The organism is Pseudomonas mohnii (genome assembly GCF_900105115.1).
Taxonomy (GTDB): Bacteria; Pseudomonadota; Gammaproteobacteria; order Pseudomonadales; family Pseudomonadaceae; genus Aquipseudomonas; species Aquipseudomonas mohnii.
In genome coordinates this window covers 4,864,197-4,879,310 of sequence record NZ_FNRV01000001.1, presented here as the reverse complement: position 1 = coordinate 4,879,310, position 15,114 = coordinate 4,864,197, and the positions used below count along the sequence as shown (strand labels likewise).

Here is a 15,114-nt window from a genome sequence, read left to right as displayed (position 1 = left end):
CCTTCAGGCAGTCAATGCAGAATGTTCAGCCACCGCTCGCTCGACCCAGGTACGGGCCTGACCGAGGTAATGGGCGGGGTCCAACAGATGATCGAGTTCAGCCGCCGACAGCTCGGCGGTCACTTGCGGCTCGTCGCCGAGCACCGCGCGCAGGTGCCGGTGTTCGGCCACCGCGCGTTTGCAGCATTGCTCCAACAGATGATGCGCCGTATCGCGCCCCACCCGTTGTGCGAGGACGATGCTCACCGCTTCGGCAAGCACCAGGCCCTGGGTCAGGTCGAGGTTGCGGGCCATGCGCCCGGCGTCCACTTCCAGGCCCTGGGTCACCAACAGCGCTTGTTTCAGGCTGCCGGACACCAGGCAGCAAATCTCCGGCAGGGTTTCCCACTCGGCATGCCACAGCCCCAGGCTGCGCTCGTGTTCCTGCGGCATGGCGCTGAACAGCGTCGAGAGCAGGCCCGGCACGCGAGTCGCGGCGCCGATCAGCACCGCCGCGCCCACGGGGTTGCGCTTATGCGGCATGGTCGAGGAACCGCCCTTGCCGGGAGCCGAGGGCTCGAACACTTCGGCGGCTTCGGTCTGCATCAACAGGCTGATATCACGCCCGAGCTTACCGAGGCTGCCAGCGATCAATCCCAGCACCGAACCGAACTCCACCAGACGATCACGCTGGGTGTGCCAGGGTTGATCGGGCAAGGTCAGGCGCAGTTCCTCGGCCAAGGCCTGGGCAATCGGCATCGCCTGCTCACCGAGTGCCGCGAGGGTTCCCGAAGCGCCACCGAATTGCAGCACCAGCAAACGCGGTTTGAGTTCGAGCAAACGCTGGCGACTACGGGTGACTGCACCCAGCCAGCCGGCGATCTTCATGCCCAGGGTGACCGGCGTTGCGTGTTGCAACCAGGTGCGCCCGGCCAGTGGCGTGGCCGCATATCGTTGGGCCTGGGTGGCGAGCGTCTGGCCCAGTTGCGCCAGATCGCTGTCGATCAGTTGCAGTGCGCGACGCAATTGCAGGACCAGACCGCTGTCCATCACGTCCTGACTGGTGGCGCCCAAGTGCACATAGCGCTCGGCCTGGGCATCGTTCGCCGCGATCTGTTTGCCCAAGGCCTTGACCAACGGAATCGCCGAATTACCCGCCGTGGCAATGGCTTCGCCGAGAGCCGCAAAATCGTAATGCCCGGCCTGGCAGGCTGCCTCGATCGGCGCCACCGCCGTGTGCGGAATCAGACCGACCCGAGCTTCGGCCCTGGCCAGCGCCGCTTCAAAATCGAGCATGGCCTGAACCCGGCCCTGATCGCAGAACACTTCACGCATCTCGCGGGCAGTGAAATAGGCATCGAACAATTGATTGCCCGGTCGCTCGTTCATAAACAGTCCTTGGAAGCGCGGGCCACTCGGGCCCGCGGGTATGGATCAAAGGTCATGATGCAGGTACTTCGCTTGCTTGGGCAGGCGCAGGCTGAACAGGAGCGCGATCGCCATCATCACGGTCACGTACCAGTAGAAGGAGTTTTCCATGCCCCCCGCTTTAAGGCTCAACGCCACATATTCCGCCGAACCGCCGAAGATCGCATTCGCCACCGCATACGCCAGGCCGACGCCCAGTGCCCGGACTTCCGGCGGGAACGTCTCGGCTTTCACCAGGCCGCTGATCGAGGTGTAGAAACTGACGATCGCCAGCGCCACGGTAATCAGCACAAAGGCCAGGAACGGACTGCTGATGCTTTTCAGGCTCAGCAGGATCGGCACGGTGAACAGCGTACCGAGGGCGCCGAACCAGAGCATCGAGTTACGACGGCCGATCTTGTCGGCGAGCATGCCGAACAGCGGCTGCATGCACATATAAAGGAACAGTGCGCCCGTCATGATGTAGCTGGCGGTCTTGGCCGGCATGCCGGCGGTGTTCACCAGGTACTTCTGCATGTAGGTGGTGAAGGTGTAGAAAATCAGCGAGCCACCGGCGGTGTAGCCGAGCACGGTGATGAACGCGGCTTTATGGTCGCGGAACAGCGCGCTGATGCTGCCGGCGTCCTTGTTTTCACGCATTTCCTTGCTGGTGGTTTCTTTCAGCGTACGACGCAGGAACAACGAAATCAGCGCGGCCACCGCACCGACCACGAACGGGATCCGCCAGCCGTAGGCACGCAGGTCATCTTCGGTGAGGAACTGTTGCAGGACCACCACCAGCGACACCGCCAGCAATTGCCCGCCAATCAGCGTCACGTACTGGAATGAAGCGAAGAAACCACGTTGGCCCTTGAGCGCGACTTCGCTCATGTAGGTGGCGGTGGTGCCGTATTCGCCGCCCACCGACAGGCCCTGGAGCAGACGGGCGAACAGCAGCATGATCGGTGCCCAGACGCCGATGCTGTTGTAGGTCGGCAGGCAAGCGATGAGCAATGAGCCGAAGCACATCATCAGAATCGAGATCAGCATCGAATTCTTGCGCCCGTGCTTGTCCGCAACCCGGCCAAAAATCCACCCACCTATCGGCCGCATCAGGAACCCGGCGGCAAACACACCGGCGGTGTTGACCAACTGCACCGTAGGGTTATCGGACGGAAAGAAGGCAGGCGCGAAATAGATCGCACAGAAGGCGTAGACGTAGAAGTCGAACCATTCAACCAGGTTGCCGGACGAGGCGCCGACAATGGCGAAGATCCGCTTGTTGCGCTCTTCGCCGGTGTATAGCGGTTCTGAAACAGTAGTCGTTGTCATTGTTTTTCACTCAATGGGGACAGTGTGAGTCTAGACACACTTTGCAACAGCCCCGTTCCGCAGAAGCATTAGCGACGTCTATCCCTATAGCGTGCTGCGCTCTCAATAATCGAAGAACACCGTCTCCGCCTCAGTGCCTTGCAAAATCACATTCCACTGATAGACACCGGTCGCATCCTGCTTCGCCAGCAAGGTGTCGCGGCGTTCGACCGGCACGCACTCGAGCAGCGGGTCCGCCCCATTGGCCGGTTCGCCGTCGAAATAGATCCTCGTCAGCAAGTGCTTCACCAGTCCGCGTGCGAACACCAACACCACCAGGTGTGGCGCCTGGGTCGTACCCTTGAGGCCTTCCACCGTACCCGGTTTGATGGTGGTGAAACGGAACCGACCTTCGGCATCCACCGGTATCCGGCCAAAACCTTCGAAGTTCGGGTCCAGGGGTTTGTCCTGGTCGTCTTCCGGGTGGTCGTATTTGCCGGCGGCGTTGGCCTGCCAGACTTCCAGCATCGCATCGTTGACAACGTCGCCATTGCCATCGAGCACCTGCCCGGTGATGGCCACGCGCTCACCCAGGGTCTGTTCGACGGTAAGGTTTTCACGGTTCAGCCAAGTCAGGCCGATGTGGTAGTAAGGTCCGACGGTGTGGGACGTGGTCGCAGTCAGCGTCATCTTATTTCTCCATCGGCGTGGCATCGCGGCCGCGCAAAACGATGTCCCAGCGATAACCGAGGGCGTAGGAAGGGATGGTTTTTTCCAGGTCGAAGCTGGCGATCAAGCGTTCTTTGGCACGGGTGTCGGGCACGCAGTTGTAGATCGGGTCGTACGCCAGCAGCGGGTCGCCCGGGAAATACATTTGCGTGACCAGGCGCGTCAGAATGCTCGGCCCGAACAGCGAAAAATGGATGTGCGCCGGGCGCCAGGCATTGTGGTGGTTTCCCCACGGATAGGCACCAGGCTTGATGGTCTGGAACTGGTACCAGCCATCGGCGTCGGTGACGGTGCGGCCGGTGCCGGTGAAGTTCGGGTCCAGCGGCGCGTCGTGCAGATCGCGGGCATGGTTGTAGCGACCGGCAGCATTGGCCTGCCAGATTTCCACCAGAATCCCCGGCACCGGCAGACCATTCTCGTCCAGCACGCGGCCGTGGATGATGATGCGCTCACCCAGCGGCTCGCCCTCATGCTGAGCCGTCAGGTCATTGTCCTGCTCGTGGATGCGCTCGGCGCCAATGGTCGGCCCGGTGATTTCCGACAGCGAATGAGGCAAGAACACCAGAGGCTTGGACGGCGAGCGCAGGTTGGTGGATTGGTAAGTCGGGTGCAGGTAAGGCGGCTGAGTGCCTTCCTGCGGGCGACGGTAACCAGGCTTGTCAGTCATGAAGCATTCCTCTGTTGTTCTTGTCTTCGAAGCGGGTCAGACGCGCTCGATTGCCAACGCCAGCCCTTGGCCAACGCCGACGCACATGGTCGCCAGGCCTTTCTTGCCACCGGTTTTTTCCAGTTGATGCAGAGCCGTCAAGACCAAGCGCGCTCCACTCATGCCCAACGGATGCCCCAAGGCAATGGCGCCACCGTTCGGGTTGACCTGAGGTGCGTCGTCCGCGATGCCCAACTCGCGCAGCACCGCCAAACCCTGGCTGGCGAAGGCTTCGTTGAGTTCGATCACATCGAAATCGCTGACAGCCACGCCCAGGCGTTCGGTCAGTTTGCGTACCGCCGGCACCGGGCCGATGCCCATCACCCGAGGCGCAACACCGGCACTGGCCATGCCCAGCACTTTGGCACGAGCGGTCAGGCCGTGTTTTTTCACGGCTTCGGCCGACGCCAGGATCAGCGCAGCCGCACCGTCGTTCACGCCCGAAGCGTTGCCGGCGGTCACGGTTTTGTCGGGGCCGTTGACCGGTTTGAGTTTGGTCAGGGCTTCGAGGGTGGTGTCGGCACGAGGATGCTCGTCCTGGCTGACCACGGTTTCACCCTTCTTGTGGGCAATGCGCACTTCGACGATTTCTTCGGCGAAAAAGCCTGCGGTCTGGGCCACGGCGGTGCGTTGCTGGCTGCGCAGGGCGAAAGCGTCCTGATCGGCGCGGGAGACCTTGTAGTCGTCAGCCACGTTGTCAGCGGTCTGCGGCATCGCATCCACACCGTACTGGGCTTTCATCAACGGGTTGATGAAACGCCAGCCAATGGTGGTGTCTTCGAGCTTCATGTTGCGCGAGAACGCGGCATCGGCCTTGCCCATCACGAACGGCGCGCGGGACATCGACTCGACGCCACCAGCAATCGCCAGCTCCATTTCACCGCTGGCAATGGCGCGGAATGCGGTGCCAATGGCGTCCATACCCGAAGCGCAAAGGCGATTGAGGGTCACGCCCGGAATGGTTTCCGGCAGCCCCGCCAGCAGCAGCGCCATGCGCGCCACGTTGCGGTTGTCTTCACCGGCCTGGTTGGCGCAGCCGAGGAACACCTCGTCCACCGCATTCCAGTCCACCGACGGATTACGCTCCATCAAAGCCTTGATTGGCACGGCGGCCAGGTCGTCGGCGCGAACCGCCGACAGACCACCGCCGAAACGGCCGATGGGGGTACGAATCGCGTCGCAGATATAAACGTCACGCATTATGCTTCTCCTGGGGCTTGGCCGTGGGCCGCTGCAGTAAGGGCTTCGAGGTCACGCAGTGCCGTCAGTTCGACTTCGGTCGGGTCGGCAGTGCTATCGATGTGATCGGCAAAACAGCCATTGGGGCGGGCTTCCGTTTGTTATCGACCGACAGTGAAAAAGGCGCCGATGCGCAGCGCCGGGATCACTGAAGATTAAGCCTCTGAAAAACGCCAAACAATCCGATAATCGAATGAGCGTTCGCCTATCGAACACATTGTTATCTCACTACCGATCATCGCTCAGGTTGCATCCGCATGACTGACCAGGCCCTTGATCACCACCGCCGTCGTGGCGAGCGCCGCCGGAATCACCAGCGCGGTCAGCACTTGCTCGAAGTTCCAGCCCAGGCCCAACAGCGTTGCCCCCATCCACGCCCCCAGGATGGCGCCGAAGCGGCCAATGCCGAGCATCCACGACACGCCGGTGGCACGTCCCTGGGTCGGATAGAACCGCGCCGCCAGCGAAGGCATTGCCGATTGCGCACCGTTGACGCACATCCCGGCGATCAGCACCAGGGTCGCCAATATCGTGATGTTGCCCAGGCTCTGCCCTACCGCGTAGGCAAACACCCCGGCCAACAGGTAGAAAGTGCCGATGACCTTGTGTGGATTGAACCGGTCCATCGCCCAACCCACGCCCACGGCACTCAATACGCCACCGAATTGGAACAGCGCACCGATGAACGCCGCTTGCTCCATGCTGGCGCCACTGTCACGCATCAGGGTCGGCAGCCAACTGGTCAGCAAGTACACGATCACCAGGCCCATGAAGTAGGTCAGCCACAACAACAGCGTGCCGACGCTGTAGGTGCCGGAGAAGATCACCGCAAACACGTTGCGCGCCTTCACGGTTTTCTGTTCCGGCACACTGAAACTGGAAGCCTGGGCCACCACTGTCGGGTCAATCGGCGCCAGCGCCTTGCGCACTTTGTCGGTGCCACGGTTGCGCACGACGAGATAGCGCGCCGATTCCGGCAGCCACAGCAGCAACACGACGCCGAGGATCAACGGCAGGACCCCACCGATCAGCAACAAGCTGTGCCAGCCGAACGTCGGGATCAACTTGGCGGAAATGAATCCGCCACCGGCCATGCCGAGGTTGAAACCACAGAACATGCTGGTCACCAGCAAGGACTTCTTGCGTTCCGGGGTGTATTCCGACAGCAGTGTGGTGGCGTTGGGCATGCCCGCACCCAATCCCAGGCCAGTCAGGAAACGCAACACGAGCAACTGGTCGACATTGGTGCTGTAGGCCGAGGCCAGGCTGAACGCACCGAACAACAGCACCGCCCCCACCAGTACGACTTTTCGCCCGAAGCGGTCAGCCAAAGGGCCGGAGCCCAGCGCGCCGAACACCATGCCGATCAGTGCCGCACTCATCACCGGGCCGAGACTGGCGCGATCGATGCCCCAGTCCTGAGACAGGGCCGGCGCGATGAACCCCATGGCGGCCGTGTCGAGGCCATCGAGGAAGACAATCAGAAAACACAGGATCACCACTCGCCACTGATAGCGCGAAATGGGTTGAGCGTTGATGAAGGACTGCACGTCGAGGCAGTTACCTACAGCAGACTGAGGCTGGTTCATTATTTTTATTCCACGCAAAAAACGCAGTCGAACAGGGGCCAGCCGTGGCTGACGCTGTTACAGGGAAAAGGGGTGTCGGGATCAGGCGATTCGGGCCTGACAAGAAAAACAGTGGGAACGGCTGCAGGTAGGGAACATGCGCATGAGGGGTGCCTCTTCTCATTATTATGGGGTCGTCGTCCGGCGCCGAATCGGTACCGACAGCGCCGGATGACGCTGCCGCGACATTAATGAGCCAAGGGAAAGAGCGTCAATTCACCGAACGCGACTCTGTGCGTTTATCGAACAGCTTAGCTAAACAGCTGGGTACTGAGGTCGCGGCTGGCACTCAACAGGCCGGGCAGGAAGCGCTGTTCCAGTTCGTTGCGACTCACCCGTCCGGCGTGGGTGCTGACGTTCAGGGCCGCGACGACCTGACCGGACGCGTCGTACACCGGAACGGCAATCGAGCGCAGGCCCTGCTCCAGTTCCTGATCGACGATGCACCAACCCTGTTGCCGCACTTCCTGCAAGCACTCCAGCAGTGCTTCGGGGGTGTGGATGGTTCGACTGGTCTTGGCTTGCAGCTCCGCGTGGTCGAGGTACTCACCCAGCGACGTATCATCCAGGGCGGCCAGCAGGATCCTGCCCATCGACGTGCAATAGGCCGGCAAGCGCCCGCCCACCGAGAGGTCAACCGAAATCAGGCGCTGGGTGGTTGCCGAGCGGGCGATGTACAAGATGTCGTCGCCTTCCAGGGTCGCCATGTTGCAGGCTTCGTGCAGTTGCTCGCTCATGCGGTCCAGATACGGCTGGGCAGAGACCGCCAGCGGCGTGGAGGAAACATAGGCATGCCCGAGGGTCAGCACTTTGGGTAGCAGGGAATAAGTCCGGCCATCGGTGGTGGCATAACCGAGCTTGATCAGCGTATGCAAGCAACGGCGCACGGCAGCGCGGGGAATTTCCGTGCGATGACTGATCTGGGCGATGGTCAGGTGCCGCTTGCGTTCCTGGAACGCTTGCACGACGGCCAGTCCACGCGCCAGGGACGTCATGAAATCCGGGTCGCCGGTCAGGGCCTGGATCCGTTTGGCGGGTGAAGCGACAATCGGCGGAGCCACTGAAGCGAAAGAGTTGCGCAATTGATCGTTCATTTAAGGTCCTTATCCACACGGATCGGTGACTACTACAAGCGGCTACTGGCCTGCTGCACCAGCCCACCCCATCAACATTGGGCGATTATCGAACTATCGGCCGATAATCGCAATCGACGCTGTGCACAATCCCGCCGCTCACTGACCGGGCGGCACGGTTTTCCTGAGATGTTGTTACTCTGGAATCCGTGCGGACTTTACGATTCGATGTAGTTACCCAAGTTGCTCGACTTAATGGCGTCAGAAAGACATCGCAGCCAAGTGGCATCAGACACCTATCTAGTTAGCCGAAAGTTAGGGGTAACAAACCAATCACACATCAAGATCGACTTTTAACTCATTGGCGATAGTGTTCTGTGATTCGCTCGCTATAATGCAATTCAGTCGCCAAGCGGTTTTTTACTTGCCCAACCGACTACGCGGTGGCGCGATATTCCATCGCCGCCACCCACAGCAAGCGCCTGACGCTGCCTGCATTTGCATCGCCAACGCGCTCGCTGAACAGGAAACTGATGCTACGTCAGCCGTTCTTCTCTGGTGCCGTGGCCGCCTGCAACATGGAAGTATAGATCCCACTGCCGTAAACGATGCCTTCAAGGGCGTCGTCATTTCGATGAGTGTGGTCAATACATTGAGCAGCGCGTTTTCACCAGAATTTATCTCAACTCAATCAGGTAGCACTGTGACGAAAGACGAACTGCGCGCGGAACTTGAGCGCCAGGAACAACGTTACAAGGAAGTGTACGGCGGGGAAGTCACCACCTACGCCGCCCAGCCCGAACCGGAACGCAAACCCTGGCGTAAACGCGCCACCGTTCAGGATCAGGCATTCATCCAGGAACTGCAGAAGATGGAAAAGGAACTCAAGGCCGAAGAGCCATGACTGCTTCGGCCTGAGTCCTTTCAAGGGTCTGCATTTACACCCGTTAAAAGCGGGATGTATTGATGTTGCCTTTTGCGCCTGCTACAAGCGGGCAGCGACCACCTTGACCATCGGACGAGGTAAAAGGCTCACATCTGACCCTCCTCTCAGAAATTTCATACAAGCATTCAGCAGTCTCCTCTCAGGAACTGAAACCCTTGTAGCACAAGGCTTTTCAAATAAATTCAATGACTTGCAAGGCCTGAAAAATCACGGATTTTTTGGGTACTGATGCAAAATAAATCGTTGAAGAATGTTACCGATGAGCAGCTAGTGCATCGATTCACAGTCTTTTCTGGCATAATCGCGCCCCCTTATGACCGGGTCAGAAAACCTTCATGATCGATTTATTCAGCGGACTGGATGCTTGGGTGCTTGTGAGCCTCTTGCTCGCCCTGGCTTTTGTCCTCGCCTTCGAGTTCATCAATGGATTTCATGACACCGCTAACGCGGTCGCCACTGTTATCTACACCAAAGCGATGCCGCCGCACTTGGCAGTGTTCTTTTCCGGTGTGTTCAATTTCCTCGGCGTACTGCTGGGCGGCGTTGGCGTGGCGTATGCCATCGTTCACCTGCTTCCGGTGGAACTGCTGATCAATGTGAACACCGGCCACGGCCTGGCAATGGTGTTCTCGTTGCTCGCCGCCGCCATCACCTGGAACCTGGGCACCTGGTACTTCGGCATCCCCGCTTCCAGCTCTCACACATTGATCGGCTCGATCCTCGGCGTGGGCCTGGCCAACGCACTGATCAACGATATCCCCCTGGCTGACGGGGTGAATTGGCAGAAAGCGATCGATATCGCAGCATCGCTGGTGTTCTCGCCGATGGCGGGTTTCCTGATCGCCGCGCTGATACTGATCGGCCTCAAGTGGTGGCGCCCACTGTCGAAGATGCACAAGACACCGGAACAGCGCCGCAAGATCGACGACAAGAAACATCCGCCGTTCTGGAACCGCCTGGTACTGGTGATTTCGGCGATGGCCGTGAGCTTCGTGCACGGTTCCAACGATGGCCAGAAAGGTATTGGTCTGATCATGTTGGTATTGATCGGTATCGTACCGGCGCAGTTCGTACTCGACCTGACCAGCACCACATACCAGATCGAGCGGACCCGTGACGCGACCCTGCACTTGAGCCAGTTTTACCAGCGCAATAACGAAACCCTGGGTGAATTCCTGGCCCTGGGCAAAAGTGTGGAAGGTGATCTGCCGGAGAAATTCCGTTGCAACCCGCAACAGACCGAACCGACCATCGCCGCCCTGCTCGGCACCCTCAAGGGTGTAGCCGACTATCACTCGCTGACATCGGAACAGCGGATCGAAGTACGTCGCTACCTGCTCTGCCTGGACGACACGGCGAAGAAAGTCAGCAAGTTGCCAGGCCTGGCGGCACGTGAAAAAGCTGACCTGGACAAGCTGCGCAAAGACCTGACCACCACGACCGAATACGCCCCGTTCTGGGTGATTCTGGCGGTCGCACTGGCCCTCGGCATGGGTACCATGATCGGCTGGAAACGCGTGGTACTGACCATCGGCGAGAAGATCGGCAAGCAGGGCATGACCTACTCCCAGGGCATGTCGGCACAGATCACCACCGCGAGCCTGATCGGCCTGGCCAACATCTTCAGCCTGCCGGTGTCCACGACTCACGTCCTGTCTTCAGGTGTGGCCGGCACCATGGTCGCCAACAAAAGCGGCCTCCAGGGCGGCACCGTCAGAAACATCCTGCTGGCCTGGGTTCTGACCCTGCCAGCCACGGTGGGCCTGTCGGCCGGGCTGTTCTGGCTGGCCTCGAAGGCACTCGGCAGCTGATACGCAGCCGAACGAACAAGGCGCGCTCCGCAAGGACCGCGCCTTTTTTATTGACATGCAATTCTGCAGAAACAGCACTCCTCCCGTGGGAGCGAGCCCTGCATTGTCGATCAGTTTTTCGCAGACAAAAAAAAGGGCAACCGAAGTTGCCCAAAATGCCTTGCGTGCTCATTACATCGAGAAAGACTTACGGTTTTTTCCGCTTGTGCGAGTCCTTCCAGATAAAAAATCCGAATCCTGCAAAGAACACCAACATGAGGCTGACGGTCAGCACTCCGGCGATCACCACGTTGTCGAAAAACATGACGCGTCTCCTGCAGTTGCCTTGTTGCGATGGGATTAAGTTATCCAAACAGGCAGGAGAGAATATTGATCGGGATCAATGTCGCCCGATAACGGGCGCTGGACCGGGAGTAAAGGAGGGGGAAACTGACCTGCATCAATTAATGCAGCGGGTTTAGCGCTTTTTAGGTTTGTTTTTTGGCTTTTTCTTCGCTTTACCCAAAGGCATGGCCTGCTCGAACGCTTGGCGCACTTCATTCAAGCGCTTGTCGTTGAGGTCATGGATGCGCTTGGCGCGTTCGGCGTTGAGGTCGATCAGCTTGTCGTCTTGGCTCATGGGGTTAAGTGCATCGCTTGAATTGAGATTGCGCTGCCGTATCGATTGGCAGGGTTTTGCCAATAATGCGGTCTGATGACCTCGCTGACCAGTCGCGAACTCAAATCTCGATATCGACCCACAAACCTTGACGTGGCTGATCCACCATCAGCGGCGCCACGGGCACGGTGTTATCGGCGTTCAATTCATCGCCCGGGATCGCCAGGTGCGCCTCGGGGTCATCATCGGCTTCACGACGGCGTCGTTCGCGCTCCTGCCGCCGCCGCTGTTCCTCGCGCAACAGCAAAGTGGCTTCGTCGGAGTCGCGATTTTTCAGGTCGATGGTGCTGTCGCTGGAGCTCTCCTGCGCAGGAACCACAGGTGCAATGTCAGGGCGTGGACGGACCGGGTCATGCTGTGAAGTGATCGGCACAGCACTCAAGGGGAGCATCGGTGGCAGCATATTTAGTGGTCTCCTGTCAGCAGGCTGTCGGCTGCGGGGGTGGCGACTTGAGCCATCGGTCGCAAACTGTGACTCAGTTGGCACTTGTGAATGCCGTACCACCCGCAAAAAATGCATCCGGTTCAACTGGCGGCCTGGAGCTTAAAGCTTGCCGCCGCTCCTATTCTTTTGGCCCTCAAGCCCTCATTCCGTTAAGATAGCCCGCTTTTTCAAGGTGGGAGTCAGGCAGCATGGCGCAGCAGTATCAACCGGGGCAACGCTGGATCAGTGACAGCGAAGCCGAGCTGGGTTTGGGCACCGTTCTGGCACAGGACGGCCGCTTGTTGACCGTGCTCTACCCGGCCACTGGCGACACCCGCCAGTACGCGCTACGGAATGCGCCCCTCACCCGCGTGCGGTTCTCGCCGGGTGACACCATCACTCACTTCGAAGGCTGGAAACTGACCGTTCGCGAAGTCGACGATGTCGATGGCCTGCTGGTTTACCACGGCCTCAACGCGCAGAACGAAGTGGTCACCCTGCCGGAAACCCAGCTGTCGAACTTCATCCAGTTCCGTCTGGCCAGCGACCGACTGTTCGCCGGGCAGATCGACCCGCTGCCCTGGTTTTCCCTGCGATACCACACCCTGGAACACACCAGCCGCCAGTTGCAGTCCGCGCTGTGGGGCCTGGGTGGCGTGCGTGCGCAACCGATTGCACACCAGTTGCACATCGCCCGCGAAGTCGCCGACCGTATCGCTCCACGGGTTCTGCTGGCCGACGAAGTGGGCCTGGGCAAGACCATCGAAGCCGGTCTGGTGATCCATCGCCAACTGCTGTCGGGTCGCGCCAATCGCGTGCTGATCCTGGTGCCGGAGAACCTTCAGCACCAGTGGCTGGTGGAAATGCGTCGTCGCTTCAACCTGCAGGTCGCGCTGTTCGACGAAGAACGCTTCATCGAAAGCGATGCCAGCAACCCGTTCGAAGACACTCAGCTCGCACTGGTGGCACTCGAATGGCTGGTTGAGGATGAAAAAGCCCAGGACGCACTGTTCGCAGCGGGTTGGGATTTGTTAGTGGTCGACGAAGCGCACCACCTGGTGTGGCACGAAGATCAGGTCAGCCCTGAATATTCGCTGGTCGAGCAACTGGCCGAAACCATCCCTGGCGTACTGCTGCTGACCGCGACCCCGGAACAACTGGGCCAGGACAGCCACTTCGCCCGTCTGCGCCTGCTCGATCCGAACCGTTTCCATGACCTGCACGCCTTCCGCGCCGAGAGCGAAAACTATCGCCCGGTGGCCGAGGCCGTTCAGGAATTGCTGGACCAGGGGCGTCTGTCGCCTGAAGCGCACAAGACCATCCACGGGTTCCTCGGCAACGAAGGCGAAGCCCTGCTGACAGCCGTCAACGATGGCGATACCGAAGCCAGCGCCCGCCTCGTGCGCGAACTGCTCGACCGCCACGGCACTGGCCGCGTGCTATTCCGCAACACCCGCGCCGCCGTACAGGGTTTCCCGGAACGCAAACTGCACCCGTACCCGCTGTCGTGCCCGGACGAGTACCTCGAGTTGCCATTGGGCGATCACGCCGAGCTCTACCCGGAAGTCAGCTTCCAGGCGCAGCCAGACGCCAACGAAGAAGATCGCTGGTGGAAATTCGATCCCCGCGTCGAATGGTTGATCGACACCCTCAAGATGCTCAAACGCACCAAGGTACTGGTGATCTGTGCTCACGCCGAAACCGCCATGGACCTGGAGGACGCGCTGCGCGTGCGCTCCGGCATCCCGGCCACGGTGTTCCATGAGGGCATGAACATCCTCGAGCGTGACCGCGCCGCCGCTTACTTCGCCGACGAAGAGTTTGGTGCGCAAGTGCTGATCTGCTCGGAAATCGGCAGTGAGGGTCGCAACTTCCAGTTCTCCCATCACCTGGTGCTGTTCGATCTGCCGTCCCACCCGGACCTGCTGGAACAACGTATCGGCCGACTGGACCGGATCGGTCAGAAACACGTCATTGAGCTTCACGTGCCGTACCTGGAAACCAGCCCGCAAGAGCGCCTGTTTCAGTGGTACCACGAAGCGCTGAACGCGTTCCTCAACACCTGCCCGACCGGCAACGCCCTGCAACATCAGTTCGGCCCGCGCCTGCTGCCTTTGCTGGAAGAGGCCGATGATGGCGAGTGGCAAGCGCTGATCGACGAAGCCCGCACCGAACGCGAACGTCTGGAAGCCGAACTGCATACTGGCCGCGACCGCCTGCTGGAACTCAATTCCGGCGGCGCCGGCGAAGGCGATGCCTTGGTCGAAGCCATCCTTGAGCAAGACGATCAGTTCGCCCTGCCGATCTATATGGAAACCCTGTTCGACGCATTCGGCATCGACAGCGAAGACCATTCGGAAAACGCACTGATCCTCAAGCCGAGCGAGAAAATGCTCGACGCCAGCTTCCCGCTGGGCGACGACGAAGGCGTGACCATCACCTACGACCGCAACCAGGCGCTGTCCCGCGAAGACATGCAGTTCATCACCTGGGAGCACCCGATGGTGCAGGGCGGCATGGATCTGGTTTTGTCCGGCTCCATGGGCAATACCGCCGTGGCGCTGATCAAGAACAAGGCACTCAAGCCTGGCACCGTGTTGCTGGAACTGCTGTATGTCAGTGAAGTGGTTGCCCCGCGCTCACTGCAACTGGGCCGTTACCTGCCGCCGGCCGCCCTGCGTTGCCTGCTCGACCCGAACGGCAACGACCTGTCGGCCCGGGTGTCGTTCGAAACGCTGAACGATCAACTGGAAAGCGTACCGCGCGCCAGCGCCAACAAGTTCATCCAGGCCCAGCGCGATCAGCTGACCCCACGGATCAACGCTGGCGAAGAAAAGATCACCCCGCGTCACGCCGAACGTGTAGCCGAGGCGCAACGTCGTCTGGCGGCCGATACCGATGAAGAACTGGCACGCCTGACCGCCTTGCAAGCGGTCAATCCGACCGTACGCGACAGCGAACTGGTTGCCCTGCGCAAACAACGCGAGCAAGGCCTGGCCATGCTCGAAAAGGCTGCGCTGCGACTGGAAGCGATTCGGGTGTTGGTGGCAGGTTAAGCCCCCTGCTCCACCGCTATAAATGAAAAGGCCCGCAGCGATGCGGGCCTTTTTTATTTCCTGTAATGAATCGGCTGCTGCTGATGGGCTCTTCGCGAGCAAGCGCCCACAGGCTTGGGCTGTTTAAAGGTTCTGTGTTCGACTCGA

General features: G+C 60.1%; 13 protein-coding genes and 1 pseudogene. 3 read left to right on the top strand and 11 right to left on the bottom strand.

Going from position 1 to position 15,114, the window contains the following annotated elements:
- Positions 1 to 3: 3 nt before the first annotated feature.
- The 8 genes and pseudogenes from BLV61_RS22620 to pcaR all read right to left on the bottom strand — a co-directional run bounded on the left by BLV61_RS22620 (position 4) and on the right by pcaR (position 8,093).
- Positions 4 to 1,368, bottom strand: coding sequence for a 3-carboxy-cis,cis-muconate cycloisomerase (locus tag BLV61_RS22620; protein WP_047526506.1), 1,365 nt, complete (start codon positions 1,366 to 1,368; stop codon positions 4 to 6).
- A 45-nt stretch (positions 1,369 to 1,413) separates the two neighbouring features.
- Positions 1,414 to 2,718, bottom strand: coding sequence for an MFS family transporter (locus BLV61_RS22615; protein WP_090467527.1), 1,305 nt, complete (start codon positions 2,716 to 2,718; stop codon positions 1,414 to 1,416).
- 102 nt (positions 2,719 to 2,820) lie between these two features.
- Complete coding sequence (gene pcaG / locus BLV61_RS22610) at positions 2,821 to 3,387, bottom strand: protocatechuate 3,4-dioxygenase subunit alpha (protein ID WP_090467524.1); 567 nt, start codon at positions 3,385 to 3,387, stop codon at positions 2,821 to 2,823.
- Position 3,388: 1 nt separating this feature from the next.
- Positions 3,389 to 4,093, bottom strand: coding sequence for a protocatechuate 3,4-dioxygenase subunit beta (pcaH, locus tag BLV61_RS22605; RefSeq protein WP_090467522.1), 705 nt, complete (start codon positions 4,091 to 4,093; stop codon positions 3,389 to 3,391).
- A gap of 36 nt (positions 4,094 to 4,129) precedes the next feature.
- Positions 4,130 to 5,335, bottom strand: a complete 1,206-nt coding sequence (gene pcaF / locus BLV61_RS22600) for a 3-oxoadipyl-CoA thiolase (RefSeq protein ID WP_208604230.1) — start codon at positions 5,333 to 5,335, stop codon at positions 4,130 to 4,132.
- A pseudogene (locus BLV61_RS31080) lies at positions 5,332 to 5,424 on the bottom strand (CoA-transferase subunit beta); the annotation flags it as partial. The pseudogene BLV61_RS31080 and the gene pcaF, both read right to left, overlap by 4 nt.
- A 189-nt stretch (positions 5,425 to 5,613) precedes the next feature.
- Positions 5,614 to 6,960, bottom strand: a complete 1,347-nt coding sequence (gene pcaK, locus BLV61_RS22595; protein WP_047526498.1) for a 4-hydroxybenzoate transporter PcaK — start codon at positions 6,958 to 6,960, stop codon at positions 5,614 to 5,616.
- Positions 6,961 to 7,250: 290 nt separating this feature from the next.
- Positions 7,251 to 8,093 (bottom strand): pca regulon transcriptional regulator PcaR, encoded by an 843-nt coding sequence (gene pcaR / locus BLV61_RS22590; protein WP_047526497.1) that lies wholly within the window; start codon positions 8,091 to 8,093, stop codon positions 7,251 to 7,253.
- 682 nt (positions 8,094 to 8,775) lie between these two features.
- Between pcaR and BLV61_RS22585 the strand changes: the two genes are divergently transcribed.
- Together BLV61_RS22585 and BLV61_RS22580 are read left to right on the top strand one after the other, a co-directional pair.
- A complete protein-coding gene (locus BLV61_RS22585) occupies positions 8,776 to 8,976 on the top strand; it encodes a hypothetical protein (RefSeq protein WP_090317178.1) in 201 nt (66 codons plus the stop codon).
- A 377-nt stretch (positions 8,977 to 9,353) separates the two neighbouring features.
- The gene (locus BLV61_RS22580; RefSeq protein ID WP_047526489.1) at positions 9,354 to 10,829 is read left to right on the top strand and encodes an inorganic phosphate transporter; all 1,476 of its coding nucleotides are present in this window, start codon (positions 9,354 to 9,356) and stop codon (positions 10,827 to 10,829) included.
- Between the two features lie 187 nt (positions 10,830 to 11,016).
- Here BLV61_RS22580 and ccoM read toward each other — a convergent pair whose 3' ends face one another.
- The 3 genes from ccoM to BLV61_RS22570 form a co-directional block, all read right to left on the bottom strand.
- Positions 11,017 to 11,133 (bottom strand): cytochrome c oxidase subunit CcoM, encoded by a 117-nt coding sequence (ccoM, locus tag BLV61_RS31885; RefSeq protein WP_008056860.1) that lies wholly within the window; start codon positions 11,131 to 11,133, stop codon positions 11,017 to 11,019.
- 153 nt (positions 11,134 to 11,286) lie between these two features.
- Positions 11,287 to 11,448: a hypothetical protein gene (locus BLV61_RS31340; RefSeq protein WP_007998358.1), complete on the bottom strand. Its 162-nt coding sequence runs from the start codon at positions 11,446 to 11,448 to the stop codon at positions 11,287 to 11,289.
- Positions 11,449 to 11,548: 100 nt separating this feature from the next.
- On the bottom strand, positions 11,549 to 11,890 hold the full coding sequence (locus BLV61_RS22570; RefSeq protein WP_090467518.1) for an aspartate-semialdehyde dehydrogenase: 342 nt from the start codon (positions 11,888 to 11,890) through the stop codon (positions 11,549 to 11,551).
- Between the two features lie 230 nt (positions 11,891 to 12,120).
- Here BLV61_RS22570 and rapA point away from each other — a divergent pair, with 230 nt between their 5' ends.
- Entirely contained in the window at positions 12,121 to 14,967 is a 2,847-nt protein-coding gene (gene rapA / locus BLV61_RS22565) for an RNA polymerase-associated protein RapA (protein ID WP_090467515.1), read from the top strand.
- Positions 14,968 to 15,114 lie beyond the last annotated feature (147 nt).